Consider the following 18,238-nt stretch of genomic DNA (forward strand, 5'->3'; position numbering starts at 1 on the left):
GAGGCTTCGCCATGACCAAGCCCACCACCAACAATTTCGGTATCGCGGTCGCAAGTGATGACGAATCGCTGACCGCGGGTATTCAGGGGCCGGTGCTCCTTCACGACCACTACCTGATCGAGAAGCTCGCGCAGTTCAACCGCGAGCGTGTCCCGGAGCGCATCGTCCACGCCAAGGGCGGCGGCGCTTTCGGTGAACTCGTCATCACACACGACGTCAGCAAGTACACCAAGGCCGCGTTCCTGCAGCCGGGTAAGAAGACCGAGTCCCTCGTCCGCTTCTCCACCGTCGCCGGTGAGCAGGGCAGCCCGGACACCTGGCGCGATCCGCGCGGTTTTGCGATGAAGTTCTACACCGAAGAGGGAAACTACGACCTCGTCGGCAACAACACCCCGGTGTTCTTCATCAAGGACGCCATCAAGTTCCCCGACTTCATTCGTTCGCAGAAGCGACTGCCCGGCTCCGGTCTTCGTGACCACGACATGCAGTGGGACTTCTGGACTCTGCGTCCCGAGACCGCTCACCAGGTGACCTGGCTGATGGGTGACCGCGGTATCCCGAAGACCTGGCGCAACATGGACGGCTTCGGATCGCACACCTACCAGTGGGTCAACGCTGCGGGTGAACGCTTCTGGGTGAAGTACCACTTCAAGACCGATCAGGGCATCGAGTTCCTGACGCAGGCCGAAGCAGACAGCCTCGCCGGTAGCGATCCCGACTACCACCGCGCGGATCTGTACAACGCCATCGAGGCCGGTAATTTCCCGAGCTGGACACTCAAGGTTCAGATCATGCCGGTCGACGAGGCCGAAGGCTACCGCTTCAACCCGTTCGACCTCACCAAGGTCTGGTCCCAGAAGGACTACCCACTGATCGAGGTCGGCAAGTGGACGCTGAACCGCAACCCGGAGAACTTCTTCGCGCAGATCGAGCAGGCTTCGTTCGAGCCGTCGAACGTGGTGCCCGGCATCGGATTCAGCCCGGACAAGATGCTTCTCGGCCGCGTCTTCTCCTACGCCGACGCACATCGTTACCGCATCGGCACCAACTACGCCGACCTGCCGGTCAATGCCCCGAAGAACGAGGTGAACTCCTACTCCAAGGAGGGCGCCATGCGTTACAGCTTCAATTCCCCGTCGACGCCGGTGTACGCACCGAACTCGTACGGCGGACCGCATGCCGATCCGTCGGTTGCCGGTGACGAAGGACTGTGGGCGTTCGACGGCAAGGCAGTGCGCGCCGGATACATCGAGCACGCCGAGGACGGCGACTTCACGCAGGCCGGAACGCTGGTCCGTGAAGTTCTCGACGACGCAGCTCGTGAGCGCCTGGTGAGCAACATCGTCGGCCACGCCCTTGCCGGCGTCAGTGAGGAAGTTCTGTTGCGTGTTTTCGAGTACTGGAAGAACGTCGACGCAGATTTGGGCAAGCGCGTCGAAGAAGGTGTACGCGCAGGTCAGTGACCCGTTGACATGAGCATCGCTTAGGTCTACCGAATGCGGACCGCTGCAAGGGAAATCACTTCCCGGCAGCGGTCCGTTTCCGTCTACCCAACTACAGAAGCGCAAACCAATAGACGAAGCATGCGAGAAGGAATACAACGACTGACTCCATGACGACACCCCTGTTCGACGTGCACTTCTGCTGTTCGCACTCTCAATGATCCGCTTCTCGAGCTGAGAATGCTCGGGGCACAAGTTTCGCGAACCGAGGTGTTGGGCAGTCAATTCCCATGGCAATAGGTGCGGTTCTCTTCGACATCGACGGAACGCTCGTCGATTCCAACTATCTGCACGTAGAAGCGTGGTCGCGAGCTTTCTTCGAGGTAGGTCGCCCGGTCGACGCGTGGCGGGTACACCGCAGCATCGGCATGGACGGAGACCAACTACTGGAGTCCTTGCTCGGCGAAGACATCGACGGGTGCGGACCGCGAGCCAAAGAACTTCACACCACGTACTACCGGCAGTCGGCCGACCGTCTCCGAGTACTGCCGGGAGCGCGCGAGTTGATCCGCCGAGTTCACTCGCTCGGACTGCACGTGGTGCTCGCTACCTCGGCGCCGGACGACGAACTGAAGTTGCTACGCCGGACGCTCGACATCGACGAAATGATCTACGCCGCCACCTCTTCGGAATCCGTCGACGAGGCCAAACCTGATCCGGACCTGATCGAGGTCGCGCTCGCGAAGGCAGGTGTCGACGCGGGCAATGCGGTCATGGTCGGGGATGCCGTCTGGGACATGAAGGCGGCGACATGGGCGGGCGTTGTGGCTGTGGGAGTGCGCAGCGGCGGCATGTCGACCGACGAACTCGAAGGTGCGGGTGCGGCTGCCGTGTACGACGACGCCCGCGACCTCCTCGACCACCTCGACGGCAGTGTGATTTCCGAACTCGTTTCAGGCCTAGATACCGGGAGTTGATCAGTGATGGCACGATTCGGCTACACCTTGATGACGGAGCAGGCAGGTCCGAAAGAACTGGTTCGCCATGCAGTTCGGGCCGAAGAAGTCGGCTTCGACTTCGAAGTGATGAGTGATCACTACTCGCCGTGGCTGACCGAGCAGGGGCATGCACCCTACGCCTGGTCGGTGCTGGGGGCAGTCGCCCACGCCACCGAGCGAGTCGGTTTGATGACGTACGTGACTTGTCCGACCGTGAGGTACCACCCCGCCGTCGTCGCTCAGAAAGCTGCGACGATCCAGATCCTCGCGGACGGACGCTTCACCCTGGGATTGGGAAGTGGCGAGAGCCTGAACGAGCATGTGGTCGGCGAGGGTTGGCCGTCCATCGACACCCGCCAGGACATGCTGCAGGAGGCGGTGAGCATCATTCGCGCACTGCTCGCCGGAGATCTGGTGAGCTGGAAGGGGGAGTACTTCGACGTCCAGTCCGCCAGGATCTGGGATCTCCCCGAGAACCCGGTTCCGCTGGCGCTGGCCATGTCCGGAGACAAGTCCGTCGAGCGTTTCGGTCCGATGGCCGACGATCTGATTGCCGTGCAACCGGATTCGGAGCTAGTGCACTTGTGGAAGCACGTGCACGGCCGAGCATACGGATTGGCTCCCGCAGGCCGGACCATCGGTCAGATTCCGATCTCGTGGGACCCTGATCGCGACACGGCAATTGCACGAGCTCATCAGCAGTTCCGGTGGTTCGGCGGAGGGTGGTCCGTGAACTCCGAACTGCCGACGCCGGCGAGCTTCTCGGGTGCGACTCAGTTCGTGCGCAAAGAGGATGTAGCTGAAAGCATTCCGTGTGGTCCCGATCTCGATGTGATCGTCGAAGCGGTCAAGGCATACACGGACGCCGGATTCACCGATGTGGCACTGGTACAGATCGGTGGAGATACCCAAGACCGATTCTTCGACGAGGCGGCCAAGCCGCTGCTCGAGGCTCTGCACGTCGAATTGGGTTGATCGAGAAGATCAATCGAGTTCCGCCGAGTGGGCTCTTGTCGAGTCGCGCGCTACCGCCGTGCAGCCTCGCCTGCTGCGCGACGAGGGCCAGTCCCAAACCGCTTCCGGCGTCGCCCGCACCGGTACCACGAACGAATCTCTCGAACATCGCTTCGCGTTCCGAAGGCGCGATCACGGTGCCGTTGTCGTCGACGAATACCGTCGCCGAACCCGTCGCAGCCCCTGATCGGACAGTGATCTCGACTTCGTCGGCATTGCCGTGCCGAACGGAATTGGTGACGGCGTTGGTCAGCACCAGACGGATACCCGCGGGAAAGGCCTGAACCGAAAGTTCTTCCGGTGCTTTCAAACGAACGTCGACCTGCGGGTGCAGACGGCCTGCGTCAGCAACGGCGCGATCGGCAACCTCCACGAGATCGACGTCGGCACAATCCTCGGGATCGGCCACGTCACCCAGGGCTAGAGTCTCGAGGTCGGTCAGGGTGCGCTCGATCTGGCGCTGCGCTTCCAACAATTCGCCGGACAGTTCGCGCCGTTGGCTTTCCGTGAGATCGAGTGTTGCGAGAACTTCGAGATCGGTACGCATCGACGTGAGAGGTGTGCGCAGTTCGTGGGCGGAGACGCGAGCGAAATCGCGTGCCGACTCCAACGCCTCCTCGGTGCGGCTTCGATCGCTTTCGATGCGACTGAGCATGCTGTGGATTGCCTCCGACAGTTCTTCGGCTTCTCGCGTTCCACGTACCGACGGTGCCCGGCGCGAGAGTCCGTCGACGTCGAGGTTGTTGCCGATCGAACTGGTGGTCTCGGTCAATTGCTGTAGTGGCCGGACGGCTCGGCCGGTGAGGAACCAACCGAGCCCGGCCGCGGCAAGGATGGCGACCACTGCTGCAGCGGCCACTTGGAACTGCTGCTCACGGATTGCCTGGGTCAGTGGGTCTTCGGGGATGCTGACGGCCAGTGCGGCGCCGCTGTCGCCGGGCACCAGAACATCACGACTGCGAACATCGGTGGTAGCCAAGGCGCTGACGGTCGCGGCGTTGAATCCGGGGCTGACCACGGATGGTTCTGTTGTTGCAGTTGGTGTTTCGATGAATAGCGGGCTCGGCGCACTCGCCGCGACGCCCAGGGTGACGGAATCGAGAGTGCGTTCGAGTTGTTCGGATCCGTTGACACGCAGAAAGACCGCGAACGCAATTCCGATCGCGGCAATCACGATTCCGGCGGCCAGGCCCGAGGCGATGGCTACGCGAGTCTGAAGTGACAGCGGCCGCTTCATCGTTCGGCCCTCAGGACGAAGCCCACCCCACGCACTGTGTGGATCACGCGGGGAGTCCCGTCGACTTCGAGTTTCTTGCGTAGATAGGTGACAAAGACGTCGACGACATTGGTGTCGGCAGCGAAGTCGTAACCCCAGACGAGTCGCAGGAGTTGTGCGCGACTGAGTACGACACCGGCGTGCTCGGCGAGTACCGACAACAGGTCGAATTCTCTTTTGGTGAGTTCGATTCGTCTACCGTCGATGTGCGCTCGATGGCCACGGAGATCGACCGTCAGCGGTCCCACCGTGATCGGATGGTCGACCGACGGGGTGGCTCGCGTCGTGCGTCGAAGCAATGCGCGGAGTCTGGCGACGAGCTCGGCCAACTCGAAGGGCTTGGTGAGGTAGTCGTCGGCGCCCGCCTCCAGCCCCGCGATGCGATCACCCACGGAACTTCGGGCGCTGAGCACGCAGATCGGAACCTCGTTGCCGATCGCGCGCAGGGCGGTCACCACCCCGACGCCGTCGAGGCCGGGCATGTTGACGTCGAGAACGAGCGCGGCCGGGCATTGCTTGTTCACCGATGACAAGGCCGATCGTCCGTCGACGGCAGTTGCCGTGTCGAAGCCCGACAATCGGAGTCCACGTTCGAGCGAATTCAGAACCTTCGCGTCGTCGTCAACGATCAGGATGCGCTCGCGTGTACTCACCCCAGCCATGGTGCCATCGGATCAAGGCCTGGGGCCTCGCTCGGAGCGAGGGCCGTCGCATTCTCATCAACTCCTAAGAAACCGACAACAGATCTGCAGTGTTGGCTTCATAACCTCGGGTTTCTCGGATGCGACCGCGCCGAGAACTCGAGAACGTTCGATCAAGGAGAACAACGATGACGCGATTGAAAGTGAACGGCAAGCGGGCCCGCCGGACCGGTGTGGTGGTGGCGTCCGTGGCGGTCCTCGGTATGGCAGTGGCGCCGGGAATCGCCTGGGCTTCCAACCCGATTTCCGACGGGTCACCGGTGGCGGTGCGGTCGATCGCGACCGCTCCAGCCGAGTTGGGTGTGGCTCCCGAAGTAGCGTGTGGTGTCGCGGCGCCGATTTCCGACGAGGAGCTGCAGAAGCTCATCGACGAGGGGAAGGTCGTGCGCGCGGAGGAGGCCGGTACGGCCGCAGTCACTATCGAAGTGCCGAGCGAAGCTGCGACATTCGTTGCGCGTGAAGGGGTGCCGGCGTTGCCGACCGTCGAATGGGCTCCGACGACCGAAGGTGTTCCGGCAGAGGTGCTCGACATGGCCGGTGTCGCTCCGCTGGAGGAGGGTGTTGCCCTGTCATGCACGGTTGCCGCGGGCTGACGAGCGAAAAAAGCTCCGCATGAACCGCTTTGACCTGGAACGGTACGGCCGTACTCAACTGGGTCTGGAGGTTGGTCAAGCCTGTCGGTAGCACTTGCTACGTTCGGGGCGGTCTCGGCGAGCATGCCGGGGCCGTCGCCGACGGCGTCATGTGTGTGGTGTCTTGCAGAGGTGCGGTACGGCCTGATGCGGGGCGCGTTTCGAAAGGTGTTGTGTTTCATGGTCATGGGCCCCACCCACGCGATGTCCGGTGCTGCTGTGGGGTTGGTGGTTGCGGAGTTGTTGCCTCTCGACTGGGGAGGGCCCACATCCACTGCGGAAACTTTGACCTTTGCCGGGGTGTGCGCCGGAGCCGCCTTGCTTCCCGACCTCGATACCGGTCAGTCGACGGTTTCGCGATCATTCGGTCCGCTCAGCAAGGCTCTGGCCAAAGGCATCGACGCACTTTCGGTGACCTTCTACCGCATCACCAAAGGCAAGAAGGACGGCAAGCGTCGTGGTGGGCATCGGACGCTCACGCACACCGCGCTGTTCGCCGCCGGGTTGGGTGCCGGGGTCTCGGCGCTGGTTGTTCAGTTCGGGAAGCCAGCCATCATCATCACCCTGTTCTTCTGCCTCGGGTTGGCCATCCGTGGATTGGCGGGTGAATTGGCCAAGGAGAAGGGTTGGCTCGCGGTCTCCGCCGTTGCGTTGGTGCTCTCTGCCCTCACCTGGCAGTGGTATCCGAGTGAGGCCGGATCCACGGGGCTAGGTGTTGCGGTGGCACTGGGCTGCGCCACGCACTGTTTCGGCGATGCGATCACCAAGGAAGGGGTGCCGTTTCTCGCGCCCCTGATCCCACTCGGCGGCAAACGATGGTGGGAACAACGGCTGCCGTCATTCCTGTCCATCCGTGCAGGTGGGAACCTAGAGAAGGTTCTGATCGGGCCGGCTCTGACGGTTCTGACTGCCTGGTTGATCATCAGTGCGTTCGACGGTGCCCCGGAAGCGATCTACGCGGTATTCGCTCCGATGGTGCAGTGAGCTTCGGAAAACTTTTATTACGGAACCACTGGCATCGTAATCATATTTGTTCTACGTTCGTCCCTGACATGAACCGAGTCGGCTGACGGAGTGAGCAGTGGTGCATCAAGCAGAGCGCATGGCAGAGCACAGCTCGAGCGAAGACGGAGTGAGCCGGCGCGGATTTCTCGCAGCGAGTGCCGGCGCAGCTGCTCTCGCGGGCATTTCCTGGGCGCCGGCGGGAGCAGTTCCCTGGGGTTCGGCATCGACCATCGCGCCACCGCCCGGATTTCCGTCGGACATTCCGTTGTCACAGCAGGCGTACGCGAACTGGTCGCGAGAAATCATGCTCGACAGCGTGTGGACGGCCGCGGCACGTCACAGCGACGACGTGGTCACCCTCGCCAACTGGGCGTTCGACAACGGGTACACAGTGCGTGCGAAGGGAACGATGCACGGGTGGAGCCCGTTGACGGTGGTGCCCGGCGCGCCTTCGGATCGAATTCTGCTGGTCGATACGATGGCCAACTTGAATTCGGTTGTGGTGCAGCACGGCACGCCCGCAACGGTCACGGCGGGCGCCGGCGCCAGTATCGAAGCGATTCTGACAGCGCTCGAGCGAGAAGGGCTCGGCTGGGCCAACTCTCCGGCGATCGGTGAGCTGTCCATCGCCGGCGCGCTGGCGATCGGTGCTCACGGGGCAACCTATCCGGCTGTGGGGGAGACGATCACCCCTGGTCAATCGTATGGTTCGCTGAGCAACCTGATCACCGAGATCACGGTGGTGGCGTGGGACGAAGGCATCAATCGGTACGCACTGAAGACATTTCACCGATCGGACGTCGAGAGCACCGCCTTCCTGACCCATCTGGGTCGAACCTTCGTCACCTCCGTGACGCTGCAAGCCGGGGAGAATTATCGGCTGCGGTGCCAGAGTTTCACCGACATTCCGTGGCAAGAACTCTTTGCTGCTCCCGGTTCGCCAGGGCGTACCTACGAGAGTTTCGTCGAGAAATCCGGACGGGTGGAAGCAATCTGGTTCCCGTTCACGCAAACACCGTGGCTCAAGGTCTGGACACCGACCCCGGTCAAACCGCCGGAGTCCCGAGAGGTGAGCGGGCCGTACAACTACTTCTTCTCCGACGCGATTCCCGAAGAGGTCACCACCCCGTTGGGGATGGTGGCACAGGGTCTCCAAGCTGCGACACCGCTGTTCGGCGCCTCTCAGTTCGGCGCTGTAGCAGCAGGATTGGTGCTGACCGACACCGACGATCTCTGGGGCTGGTCGAAAGACGTTCTGTTCTACCTCCGGCACACGACCTTGCGCGTCGTAGCCGGGGGCGGAGCCGTGATCACCAAGCGGTCCAACATCGGCCGAGTCGTCCACGAGATGACGAGTTGGCTGAACGAACGAATGACGCACTACGCGTCGCTGGGGCAGTATCCCGTCAACATGCCGTTCGAAGTGCGTCTCTGCGGTGTCGACGATGACGGCGAGGTGTTGGTCGACAGCGCCGGAGTGCCGGACCTGTCAGCGGTGCGGCCGCGGGCGGATCGTCAGGACTGGGACACAGCGATCTGGATGAACGTGGTCTCGATTCCCGGCACCGCGGGATTGCCTGCCTTCCTTCGCGAAATGGAACGGTGGATGGTCGCGAACTACTCCGGCGATTACGCGACCTTCCGTCCGGAGTGGTCCAAGGGGTGGGCATTCACCGATCAGGCGGCGTACCAGGACGACGAATTCCTCACCAGCACAGTGCCTGCCACCTTCCGTGCCGGTGGCGACGGGAATTGGGACTTCGCTCTCGCCACTCTCGACGAACACGACCCACACCGCGTATTCAGCAATACGTTCCTCGACCGCGTATTGCCACCCAGCTGAATCTCCTACTGCGGAAGCGGTTTGCGCCAACATACGTCGGTGACACGGATACGCTGATTGTTGTCACCGTTCCAATCGACGCTCAGCCCCTGAGTTCGGAGTGCGTCGGCTACCTGGCGCCCGACGGTCTGATCGGTGTGCGCGATCATGTGTGCCTTGGCGGTTTCGTCGCCGCCGAAGGCAGCGGCGACCAGCGCGGGATCGAGATCGTGGGCCGGACGAAACGCACTGTAGGACAAGTAGAGATCGGACGGCTCGTCGCCGAGACGCTCCGCATCTTGCATGTGGAAGAACGTGTACGCCCACTGAGCAAAGGGATACCCGTTCTCGTCGGGTTCGGACGGCGTGCGTTCGTCGTCGATTTCAGTAGTGCCGCACTGCATGCAGCAGGTGAAGTTCATCCGGGCTACGATGCCGTTGCGCTCGAGTTCGGCGAAGGCTGCGGAGAGGCGCTCGAAGTCGCCGGGAGCCGTCCACTGGGTCTGCTCCCCGAGTCTGTGGTCCCAGACCTCACGCACTACTGCGTCGATCTGTCTGCCGAGTTCGTCGTTCTCGAAGCCGCCCTCGACACAGTCTCGGGCGGCTTCGCAGATTTCGTCGAACGTCGCGAAACCTGGGAGTACCAGTTCGCGTGCTTGCTCACCTACGGCGACGATGTCGGCCTCACTGAGCACCGGTGCTGACCGTGACTGTGCTGACCGTGACTGTGCTGACCGTGACTGTGATGACCGTGACCAGGGCAATCGCATACCGGCACCGTACTGCACCGATCCGACCGTCAGGCGACGTCGGCTGCTGCTTTCGTTTCCTCCTCGTTTGACGGGGCCGGCTTGTTCGGGATGAGCGCCGTGGCGATCAGGCCCACCACGACAAATCCGGCCGCAAGGTATCCGCCGAGTGTGATGCCGTGAGTCATCGCAGATTGGGCAGCGTCGGCGACGAAGGCAGTGTTCGGTGAACCGGACAGCGAGTCGATGGCGGCGCCTGCGCTGTCGGTGACTGCCCGCGTCAACTGATCAGCCTGAGCTTGGTCGACACCGGATCCGGTGAGGTCGTTGTTCAGCGTCGAATTGAGAGTGCTGAAGAAGACCGTGGTGAGGACAGCGATGCCCAGTGCGGATCCGAGTTGGCGGAACGCGCTCTGAATGCCGGAGCCTTGACCGGCGCTCTGCTCGGGAATCTCCTCGAGCACGACGTTGGTCACCTGCGCAGTCGCAAAACCGACGCCGATTCCGTAGAAGAACAGCACTGCGGCGATAGTCCACCAGGGGCTGTCTGTCGCAGCGATGAATCCGAGACCGGCGAGACCGAGCGCCTCGAGAGCCAAACCGATACGGACCAAGCCCAACGGCGAGACCTTCGATGCCAGCCCGAAGCTCGCACCACTGGCGACAAAGCTGCCGATGGCAATGGGAACCAGTGCGAGCCCTGCCTGGAGTGCGCTGTATCCGAGCGTGAACTGGAGCCAGAGAGGAAGCACCGCAACGATTCCGAACTCGCCGAGCCCGATGATCAGCGTCGCGATGTTGCCGTTGCGGAACGACGAGATGGAGAACAACCGTACGTCCATCAGCGCCCGCGACGGATCGGCGCTGCGGGTGAGCATGGTTTGACGGTAGGCGAACGCACCGAGCGACAGAACGGCGAGAACCAACGCCACCAGAACCGGCGACGGGCCGCTGGACCATGACAGACCGAATAGATCGAAGGGTTCCTTCGTCGTCAGCCACCCGTACGTTCGTCCCTCGACGAGTCCGAAGGCCAGCAGGCCCAGGCCGGCGATGGACAGTGCCGCTCCGGTGGCGTCGACGCGCCCTGCGGTGCGCGTCGAGGGTGCGATGAACAGCACTGCGCCGATGAGAATGAGCGCAGCAAGCGGAATGTTGATCCCGAATGCCCAACGCCATGAGGCATGTTCGGCAAGCCAGCCGCCGAGCAATGGGCCGAGGGCGGATGCAGCGCCGATGGTGGAGCCCCAGACCGCGAAGGCCTGGCCGCGCGCCTTTCCGGTGAACATCGCGTTCAGAAGCGACAGTGACGTGGGCAGGATCATGGCCGCGCCGGCGCCCTGCAGGAATCGCGCCAGGATGAGCAGACCGCCGTTCGGCGCCAGTCCGGCCAGCAGGCTCGTTGCGCCGAACACGACGACACCGGCGATGAAGATGCGACGGGCGCCGACCAGGTCGGCAACTCTGCCGACCAGAAGCAGGAGTGCTGCGAACACGATTGCGTAGGACTCTTGGATCCATTGAGCCTGAACGGAATTGATCCCGAGATCTTCGATGATCGAGGGAACTATGACGTTGACGATCGTGGTGTCGACGACGATCAGTGCCACGCCGAGTGCAATGGCGATCAGGCCCAACCACTTGCGGGTGGTGGGTGAGATGTTCACGAATAAACCTCCATTGTGAAGTAACTTCATTATGAAGGTATATTTGAGGCGGTAAGTTGTCAACGTGCGCGCTGGGCTCGACCGGCCGCCGTCTGGCACAGGAAAGGTGGGATCACCGAGGTGGAGGCACCGCGCGACATCTCCGTGGAGCGGGAGCGGCTGATGGACGAATTCCGCGCGTACGGTGGCACGTTCACCGAATTCAGCCATCGATTCGCGTCGTGGCTCGGCCTGCATTCCACCGACGCGACTGCCTTGATGGAAATCACCGCTGCCGAGGAGAAGGGGACGCCGCTCTCACCCGCCCGACTCGGAGAGCGGATCTCGCTGACGTCGGGTGCAACCACCGCGTTGCTCAACCGCCTGGAGAAGGCGGGACATATCGTCCGGACCCGAGAGAATGCCGACCGGCGAGTGGTCACGCTGCACAGCAGTGCGCATGTGCAGGACCTGGCGGACGAGTTCTTCGGGCCCCTTGCCGTGCGACTCGACGCCATGATGGCGAAGTACCCGCCCGAACTGCTCAGTCGATTCGAGGAATTTCTCGTCGACCTTCACTCGACGATGAACGAACACCTCGAGCAGGACAACCGCTGAACAAAAAACGCCGCTCGACTCCGGAGAGTCGGGCGGCGTTCTTTGTGCCGGTGACGGCTACTTGCCGAGCTTGGCCTGCAGGTCGTCGAGAACCAGGCCGGCACCTGTCGGGCCGAGACCCAGGAACCAGGTCTCGTCACTCACCTCGGTGGCGCGTCCTTCCTTGACTGCGTCCATGCTGGCCCACAGCGGTCCGGCAACAACCGTGGTCTGGCCGGTGTCGGCGGGATTTCCGTAGCTGGAGTAGAAGATTCGGTCACCCTCCGCCTCGGTGATCGTTTCGGGGCTGACCTCGACGGCCAGTTCGTCGATGTCCTGGATCGCCGGGCGGGGCAGGCCGACGTCCTTCAAGATGACGCCGATGAACGACAAATTGCCGTACAGGCGCAGCTTCCCGGACATGAAACGAACCAGTGAAACGGTCGGGGAGCCGTCGATCGACTCACGTACCTTGTCGGCGTGCTCTTGGTAGTCGTTGAGAACCTGCTCAGCCTTGGTCTCCTCGCCGAGTGCGTCACCGGCAAGGAGGAAGTTCTCCTTCCACGGAAAGCCGGGGCGGATGCTGAAGACCGTCGGAGCGATTGCCGCGAGTTGCGGGTAAAGCTTGTCCTGGCGCAGCTTGCTGCCGAGGATCAGATCGGGCTGCAGTGCGGTGATCGCCTCGAGGTTGAGGTTGTTGGTCGTGCCGACATCGGGGACACCGACCAACTTGTCCGCCAGGTACGACGGCTGACCGGCGGCGCTTTCCGGGCTGGCGATGCCGACCGGGGTGATCCCGAGCGAGAGAACCTCGTCGAGTTCACCGCTGTCGAGGACGACGACGCGGGTCGGCTTGGCCTCGAGGGTGGTCTCGCCCAGGGCATGGGTGATGGTGCGAGGGAACTCGCCTGGCGCGGCATCGCTGCCGAGCTTCGCGGTTTCCGTGTCGGCGGTGCTGAACAGCTTGCCGCCGGTCGCGACATCGGTGTTGCCGTTTGCGTTGCCGCCGGCGTCGGACGAGCCGCAGGCCGTAGCGAAAAAAACAGTCGCCAAGGCAACCATGGCGACCCGGACCGACGTGCGGCTCCGGAGAGTGGTGCGTGAGTGCATTAGGCTACCCTACCTTTCGGCTATCGGGCTTGGTCAGGGAGGTATCCGCACCGTTGATGCCAGGTGAGCGGCGCGTCAGGTCTCGCTCAGCGGGACCGCTACGCAATTCGGACTACAGGGTGCGACCAACGTGTTAGCTTCGCGAAAGACCTGTACTGGTAAGCGAAGACGCGTGTAGTGAGGATTTCGATGACCCTGAACATTGCCGATCTGTTCGAGGCCGTTGCCGATGCGATCCCCGATCGAGTTCCCTTGATTCTGGAAGACGTGCGATTGAGCTACGCCGAACTCGAACTGCGATCGAACCGACTCGCTCATCATCTGCAGTCGGTGGGCGTCGAGCCTGGGCAGCACGTCGGTATTCACATGCGTAACTGCGTCGAGTACGTCGAAGCGCTCCTGGCTTGCTTGAAGATCAGAGCGGTACCGATCAACGTCAACTTCCGCTATACCGATGCAGAACTCCTGTACATCTACACCAACTCTCAAATGGTGGCACTGCTGGTCGAAGAGGAATTCGCGCCGACGGCATTGGCCGTGGTTCCGCAGTGTCCGGAGATCACCCACGTGCTGATCGTCGGCGAAGACTACGAGAACGCCCTTGCCGCGCAGACTGATACCCGCGACTTCGGCCCTCGCAGCAACGACGACCATTTCATCATCTACACCGGCGGCACAACCGGAATGCCCAAGGGTGTGGTGTGGCGGCACGAGGACTTCTTCTTCGCCGCGCTGTCCGGAGCGAACCTCAGCGGGCCGCCGCGTCGGAGTCTCGAAGAGGTTGTGGATGCAGCTGTAGCGAACACCAATCCAACTGTGCTGCTACTCATCCCGCCGCTCATGCATGGAGCCGCAATCTATTCACTGCTCACGGCATTCCTCATGGGAGCGCCCCGAGTGCTGACCCGCAGCTTCGATCCGATGGAAGTGTTGCGACTGGTCGAGGCCGAGAAGATCACCGGAATCACCGTCGTCGGCGACGCAATTGCTCGGCCGATCGCCGACGCCATCACCGCAAGCGAAGGGCGCTACGACCTTTCGACTCTCCAACTGATCGGGTCGGGTGGCGCGTTGTTCTCCCCGAACCTGAAAGCAGAACTGACAACCCGACTACCGGGGTTGGTGATCAAGGATGCATTCGGTGCTTCGGAATCCGGCAACGACGGCGTCGTCGAATTCGGTGAGGACGGTTCCAAGCGAATTCGATCCAACCCCAACATGATTCTTGTCGACGACGAATTCCGTCGCATCGAACCAGGCTCGGACACAGTCGGTTTCATCGCCCGGGCCGGCCATGTTCCCGTTGCCTACTTCGGCGACCCGGCCAAGACTGCTGCAACTTTTCCCGTCGTCGACGGGGTTCGTCTGGCGGTGCTCGGGGACATGGGCACGATGGAAGCCGACGGAACCATCGTGCTGCTCGGGCGCGGTTCGATGTGCATCAACTCCGGCGGCGAGAAGGTCTACCCCGAAGAAGTGGAGCAGGCACTCAAAACTCACCCGGCAGTTTTCGACGCCTTGGTAGCGGGCGCGCCCGACGCACGATTCGGCGAGAAGGTCGCCGCGGTGGTGCAGGTTCGACCGGGATTCGAAGATGTTGCGACGGAATCATTGTCGGAGCATTGCCGCACCCACGTCGCCGGGTACAAGATCCCCCGCTCGATCGTGCTCGTACCAAGCATCCTCCGCTCGCCCAGCGGTAAGGCCGACTACCGTTGGGCTCGCGAAACCGTAGCGGGAGTGTGAGCAGGTAGTGGTTCCGAAGCCTGTATTGGTACTAGTGGGGAGTACGCGTGACTGGGAATGATGCAGGTTCTGGGCATGTTTTCGTCGTCCGAGGACGTCTCGAATCAGTGGACTGGGATGCGGCTGTCGTATCGACGAGCGGCAGCTTCGTGCCGCGTGAGCATTGGTGGCCGGTGCTCGGCCTAACGAGTCCAGTGGAAAGTGCACCGGCCGGGGGCAACCGGGTGCGCTCTTTCCCGAAGGAGGGGCGGCCGGCGTGGCTGTTGAACGTCGCTTCTCGGATATCAGTGTCCTGGCTGGTGGACGGCGTGTACGAGGTCCTCGACGCGATTGCATCTGCCGATATTCAGCCTGGAGGCCGTCGAGTCAAACCACTCATCGCTTTGCCGACCTTCGGAGTCGGTCTAGGTGGGCAGGGGATGGTTCGTGGCCACGTCATCAAGGCGTTGATCGAGGCTGCGGTGGAATGTGCCGACAAATACGACTTCGACATCGCATTCGTAGTTGCCAATGCTGCCGATTACGCCGCGTATCAATCGATTCGGCGGGGACATTTATCGAGCGCTGGTATCCCTCCACAGGTCCAGCAATTGGCAGATAGGCTGCAAGCTGGTGAAGCCTCCTTGTTGTTGGGTGCGGGAGTCAGCATCCCCGCCGGATTGCCGTCGTGGGACAGTCTTCTCGAGGCAATACGGCAGAAGGAACTTCCGGGTGTGAGCAGCGCGGAATTCGCTGAGCTCAATGTCCTCGACCGTGCACAACTTCTGTCGAAGGAGTTGCAAACGGAGGACGACGGATCGAACGAACTCGGCGAACGTGTTGTTCAGCTGACTGGCTCCGATATCAAACCAACGCTGTCGCATTGTCTTCTGGCGTCTCTGCGAGTCACGAAAGTTGTTACGACCAACTATGATTCGTTGTACGAACGCGCATTTGAATCAGCGCACGGCGAAAACTCGGTCGCTGTATTGCCGAGAGAAGAAGCTCGCGCGGGGGTTCCATGGGTACTGAAACTGCACGGAGATGTGGCTGACTCGGCCAGCATCGTCTTGAGTCGCCGGGATTTCGTCAGATACGACGCAGAACGACGTCCGTTGGGCTCGATCGTTCAGTCTCTCATGGCAACCGGACATCTCATCGTTGTCGGAGCATCTATGACAGATGACAATGTGCTTCGTCTTGCGCATGAAGTATTGGCGCTCGATGCACGGAACAAGCGCCCACGAATTTTGGGTACCGTCATCACGCTGCAGCGAGACGAGATTCGAACTGCTCTGTGGAAGAACGACTTCGATTACGTTGCTGTTTCAGATTCTTTCGATCAGCGTGTGGCTGCACGCGACCTGGAGATATTCCTGGACAAGCTCGCGACCTTGACCAGTGTCGACGCTCCATATTTGTTGGATACAAGATACAAGGGGTTGCTCGAAGGGGGAGAAATCGATTTGGCAGAAAATTTGCGGGCGGCCGCCGACGCCATCAGATCTTTGCCGCACGAGCACCGAGAGCGATGGAGCAGCCTGGAAGCAGTTTTCGACGAACTAGGTGCTACTCCGTGGTCGCCATCTACAGAGGGAGATCAGAGGGTTTCCCGATCGCGGTCTCAACGACGTTGAATTCGGCTGTCACAGCTGCGCTCAATTCGGCTGTCACAGCCAGGGCTCGATCGGCTTCTTCACCCACATGATCTTCTCGTCCGGATGCTCACGCCGAGCTTCGGGACGGTCAGGGTTAGCGGCTGCCCACACAGCTTTCTCGTCGAGCAGTCCGGCCGCGATCGTCCAGGTCTCCCGCGTGCTGGGCGGATTGGCGCCCGCCGCCCGCGCAAGCTTGCGCAGCCGATCGTCGGGCATGTCGAGCAACTCTGCACTACTGATATCGCGATCCCAGGCGAACTTGGCAAGACCGACAGCTTTCTCACGTCGGCTACGGCTCGCCATGTCGTTGTGCGCGAAGTCTGGTTCGGATGCCACGGCTTCACCTTATCGTCAACGAAATCGAGGCCCTCCCGCGTAAGCGGAAGGGCCTCGATTTCTGTTCTTCACTGTCGGGGTGGCGGGATTTGAACCCACGACCTCTTCGTCCCGAACGAAGCGCGCTACCAAGCTGCGCCACACCCCGTGTCGAACCTCGGTTAGCTTACATTACCGAGTCGACTGACATTAAATCCGCAGGTCAGTTGCGTAGAACCGACGCTGGAGACTCTGCGGAACTGTGTGCGGAGACATGCTCCGGTTCGCGCCTGGTCGCCGGAACCAAAGTCAGCAGAGTTGCCTCGGGGCGGCAGCAGAAGCGTGCCGGAGCCCACGGCGAAGTGCCGATGCCTGCTGAGACGTGCAGCTGGGTGTGTGCGCCCCACTTCGACGGTCCCTTGACCCGGGATCGGTCGATCTGGCAGTTGGTGACCAGCGCGCCGTAGAACGGAAGGCACAGCTGACCACCGTGCGTGTGGCCGGCGAGCACCAGGTCGTAGCCGTCGTCGGCGAACCGGTCGAGAACTCGAGGTTCGGGTGAGTGCGTCAGGCCGAGCTTGAGCTGGGCGACGGGATTGGGTGTTCCGGCGACGGTGTCGTAGCGATCGCGCTTCAGGTGCGGATCGTCGACGCCGGCGGCAGCAATGCGAATACCGGCCACTTCGAGTTCGCGGCGCACGTGGGTCATGTCCAGCCATCCACGTTCGGTGAACGCGGCCCGCAGATCGCCCCAGGGGAGGGGATCTCCGGTGATGCGCTTGTCCTTGTTGAAGATGTAGCTCAGTGGATTCTTCGGTTTCGGAGCGAAGTAGTCGTTGCTGCCGAAGACGAACAGACCCGGCCGAGCCAACAGATCGCCGAGCGCCTGGACCACTGCCGGGACGCTGCGCTGATGCGACAAGTTGTCTCCGGTGTTGACCACGAGGTCGGGGTCGAGGCCTTCGAGCTCACGCAACCAATTCTGTTTCAACCGTTGGTTCGGCATCATGTGCAGGTCGCTGAGATGGAGGACCCGCAGCGACGACGAACCGGGCGCCAGGACTGGCATCGTCACCTCACGCAGTGCAAATGCATTGCGTTCGATGCCGGATGCGTACCCGATCCCTAGTGCAGCGGCGCCCGCGGCACCAAGTGCGGTGCGGGTCAGATTGGTGCGGAACTGGGAAGACACCTCTCAAGGATACGGGTGTGGCGTTCTTCTGCGTCGCTCTCGCTGCCTTTTACAGCTATTCCACAGAGAATTGTGTCCGGGCGGAGGTAACTATCGGCACGCTCGAAACGCCGAGCGCGTAGCGTTTCCACCATGTCCGACACGACACCATCGCTCAAAGCCACCCTCCGAACCGACATGGTTGCATCCATGAAGGCGAAGGATCCGCTACGTACAGCCACCCTTCGGATGCTCATGGCAGCCATCCAGACCGAAGAGGTGGCCGGTAAGGAAGCACGGGTCCTCACCGACGAAGAAATCATCAAAGTCCTTGCAAAGGAATCGAAGAAGCGCGGCGAATCGGCCGAGATCTACAC

At 61.9% G+C, this 18,238-nt stretch carries 17 protein-coding genes and 1 tRNA gene; 10 read left to right on the forward strand and 8 right to left on the reverse strand.

Annotated elements, in window-relative coordinates:
- Positions 1-11: 11 nt before the first annotated feature.
- From AC1Q61_RS31290 to AC1Q61_RS31300, 3 genes are all read left to right on the forward strand, one after another.
- Positions 12-1,463, forward strand: a complete 1,452-nt coding sequence (locus AC1Q61_RS31290; RefSeq protein WP_003943483.1) for a catalase — start codon at positions 12-14, stop codon at positions 1,461-1,463.
- 269 nt (positions 1,464-1,732) lie between these two features.
- The gene (locus tag AC1Q61_RS31295; protein ID WP_003943463.1) at positions 1,733-2,419 is read left to right on the forward strand and encodes an HAD family hydrolase; all 687 of its coding nucleotides are present in this window, start codon (positions 1,733-1,735) and stop codon (positions 2,417-2,419) included.
- 6 nt (positions 2,420-2,425) lie between these two features.
- On the forward strand, positions 2,426-3,415 hold the full coding sequence (locus AC1Q61_RS31300; protein WP_007732341.1) for an LLM class F420-dependent oxidoreductase: 990 nt from the start codon (positions 2,426-2,428) through the stop codon (positions 3,413-3,415).
- Here AC1Q61_RS31300 and AC1Q61_RS31305 read toward each other — a convergent pair.
- Complete coding sequence (locus tag AC1Q61_RS31305) at positions 3,312-4,691, reverse strand: sensor histidine kinase (RefSeq protein ID WP_042446646.1); 1,380 nt, start codon at positions 4,689-4,691, stop codon at positions 3,312-3,314. The two genes, AC1Q61_RS31300 and AC1Q61_RS31305, sit on opposite strands and share 104 nt — an antisense overlap.
- Positions 4,688-5,392, reverse strand: coding sequence for a response regulator transcription factor (locus tag AC1Q61_RS31310; protein WP_042922831.1), 705 nt, complete (start codon positions 5,390-5,392; stop codon positions 4,688-4,690). Before AC1Q61_RS31310 ends, AC1Q61_RS31305 begins: the two co-directional genes overlap by 4 nt.
- Before the next feature lie 167 nt (positions 5,393-5,559).
- On the opposite strand from AC1Q61_RS31310, the gene AC1Q61_RS31315 reads away from it, so the two are divergent.
- The 3 genes from AC1Q61_RS31315 to AC1Q61_RS31325 all read left to right on the forward strand — a co-directional run bounded on the left by AC1Q61_RS31315 (position 5,560) and on the right by AC1Q61_RS31325 (position 8,911).
- A complete protein-coding gene (locus AC1Q61_RS31315) occupies positions 5,560-6,024 on the forward strand; it encodes a hypothetical protein (protein WP_003943487.1) in 465 nt (154 codons plus the stop codon).
- Between the two features lie 219 nt (positions 6,025-6,243).
- On the forward strand, positions 6,244-7,047 hold the full coding sequence (locus tag AC1Q61_RS31320) for a metal-dependent hydrolase (protein WP_215515609.1): 804 nt from the start codon (positions 6,244-6,246) through the stop codon (positions 7,045-7,047).
- A 118-nt stretch (positions 7,048-7,165) separates the two neighbouring features.
- On the forward strand, positions 7,166-8,911 hold the full coding sequence (locus AC1Q61_RS31325; protein WP_065352837.1) for a cholesterol oxidase substrate-binding domain-containing protein: 1,746 nt from the start codon (positions 7,166-7,168) through the stop codon (positions 8,909-8,911).
- A 5-nt stretch (positions 8,912-8,916) separates the two neighbouring features.
- Here the strand turns inward: AC1Q61_RS31325 and AC1Q61_RS31330 are convergent, their stop codons facing one another.
- Positions 8,917-9,585, reverse strand: a complete 669-nt coding sequence (locus tag AC1Q61_RS31330) for a DUF6891 domain-containing protein (RefSeq protein WP_042922833.1) — start codon at positions 9,583-9,585, stop codon at positions 8,917-8,919.
- A gap of 104 nt (positions 9,586-9,689) precedes the next feature.
- Positions 9,690-11,306 carry a DHA2 family efflux MFS transporter permease subunit gene (locus tag AC1Q61_RS31335; RefSeq protein WP_042922835.1) on the reverse strand — a complete coding sequence of 539 codons (1,617 nt, stop codon included), beginning with the start codon at positions 11,304-11,306 and terminating at the stop codon, positions 9,690-9,692.
- Positions 11,307-11,426: 120 nt separating this feature from the next.
- On the opposite strand from AC1Q61_RS31335, the gene AC1Q61_RS31340 reads away from it, so the two are divergent.
- Entirely contained in the window at positions 11,427-11,903 is a 477-nt protein-coding gene (locus tag AC1Q61_RS31340; protein ID WP_003943458.1) for a MarR family winged helix-turn-helix transcriptional regulator, read from the forward strand.
- Positions 11,904-11,960: 57 nt separating this feature from the next.
- Here AC1Q61_RS31340 and AC1Q61_RS31345 read toward each other — a convergent pair whose 3' ends face one another.
- Entirely contained in the window at positions 11,961-12,992 is a 1,032-nt protein-coding gene (locus tag AC1Q61_RS31345; protein WP_042446652.1) for an ABC transporter substrate-binding protein, read from the reverse strand.
- 189 nt (positions 12,993-13,181) lie between these two features.
- Between AC1Q61_RS31345 and AC1Q61_RS31350 the strand changes: the two genes are divergently transcribed.
- Both AC1Q61_RS31350 and AC1Q61_RS31355 read left to right on the forward strand, forming a co-directional pair.
- Positions 13,182-14,738, forward strand: coding sequence for an acyl-CoA synthetase (locus tag AC1Q61_RS31350; RefSeq protein WP_042922873.1), 1,557 nt, complete (start codon positions 13,182-13,184; stop codon positions 14,736-14,738).
- Between the two features lie 47 nt (positions 14,739-14,785).
- Positions 14,786-16,354 (forward strand): SIR2 family protein, encoded by a 1,569-nt coding sequence (locus AC1Q61_RS31355; RefSeq protein ID WP_212633865.1) that lies wholly within the window; start codon positions 14,786-14,788, stop codon positions 16,352-16,354.
- A gap of 33 nt (positions 16,355-16,387) precedes the next feature.
- Here the strand turns inward: AC1Q61_RS31355 and AC1Q61_RS31360 are convergent, their stop codons facing one another.
- The 3 genes from AC1Q61_RS31360 to AC1Q61_RS31370 form a co-directional block, all read right to left on the reverse strand.
- A complete protein-coding gene (locus AC1Q61_RS31360; protein ID WP_003943496.1) occupies positions 16,388-16,711 on the reverse strand; it encodes a hypothetical protein in 324 nt (107 codons plus the stop codon).
- Positions 16,712-16,785: 74 nt separating this feature from the next.
- Positions 16,786-16,859, reverse strand: a tRNA-Pro gene (locus tag AC1Q61_RS31365).
- A gap of 54 nt (positions 16,860-16,913) precedes the next feature.
- Positions 16,914-17,882, reverse strand: a complete 969-nt coding sequence (locus tag AC1Q61_RS31370; protein WP_003943461.1) for a metallophosphoesterase — start codon at positions 17,880-17,882, stop codon at positions 16,914-16,916.
- A gap of 132 nt (positions 17,883-18,014) precedes the next feature.
- On the opposite strand from AC1Q61_RS31370, the gene AC1Q61_RS31375 reads away from it, so the two are divergent.
- On the forward strand, positions 18,015-18,238 hold a 224-nt coding region (locus tag AC1Q61_RS31375), incomplete at its 3' end, for a GatB/YqeY domain-containing protein (protein ID WP_492654918.1).

The organism is Rhodococcus sp. MPR-R1B (assembly GCF_058793255.1).

Bases quoted from the DNA above. Each gene is read 5' to 3' on its own strand.
- AC1Q61_RS31350 (WP_042922873.1), top strand. From the start codon at position 13,182: ATGACCCTGAACATTGCCGATCTGTTCGAGGCCGTTGCCGATGCGATC.
- AC1Q61_RS31305 (WP_042446646.1), bottom strand. From the start codon at position 4,691: ATGAAGCGGCCGCTGTCACTTCAGACTCGCGTAGCCATCGCCTCGGGC.
- AC1Q61_RS31310 (WP_042922831.1), bottom strand. From the start codon at position 5,392: ATGGCTGGGGTGAGTACACGCGAGCGCATCCTGATCGTTGACGACGAC.
- AC1Q61_RS31325 (WP_065352837.1), top strand. From the start codon at position 7,166: ATGGCAGAGCACAGCTCGAGCGAAGACGGAGTGAGCCGGCGCGGATTT.
- AC1Q61_RS31300 (WP_007732341.1), top strand. From the start codon at position 2,426: ATGGCACGATTCGGCTACACCTTGATGACGGAGCAGGCAGGTCCGAAA.
- AC1Q61_RS31320 (WP_215515609.1), top strand. From the start codon at position 6,244: ATGGTCATGGGCCCCACCCACGCGATGTCCGGTGCTGCTGTGGGGTTG.
- AC1Q61_RS31315 (WP_003943487.1), top strand. From the start codon at position 5,560: ATGACGCGATTGAAAGTGAACGGCAAGCGGGCCCGCCGGACCGGTGTG.
- AC1Q61_RS31295 (WP_003943463.1), top strand. From the start codon at position 1,733: ATGGCAATAGGTGCGGTTCTCTTCGACATCGACGGAACGCTCGTCGAT.
- AC1Q61_RS31290 (WP_003943483.1), top strand. From the start codon at position 12: ATGACCAAGCCCACCACCAACAATTTCGGTATCGCGGTCGCAAGTGAT.
- AC1Q61_RS31345 (WP_042446652.1), bottom strand. From the start codon at position 12,992: ATGCACTCACGCACCACTCTCCGGAGCCGCACGTCGGTCCGGGTCGCC.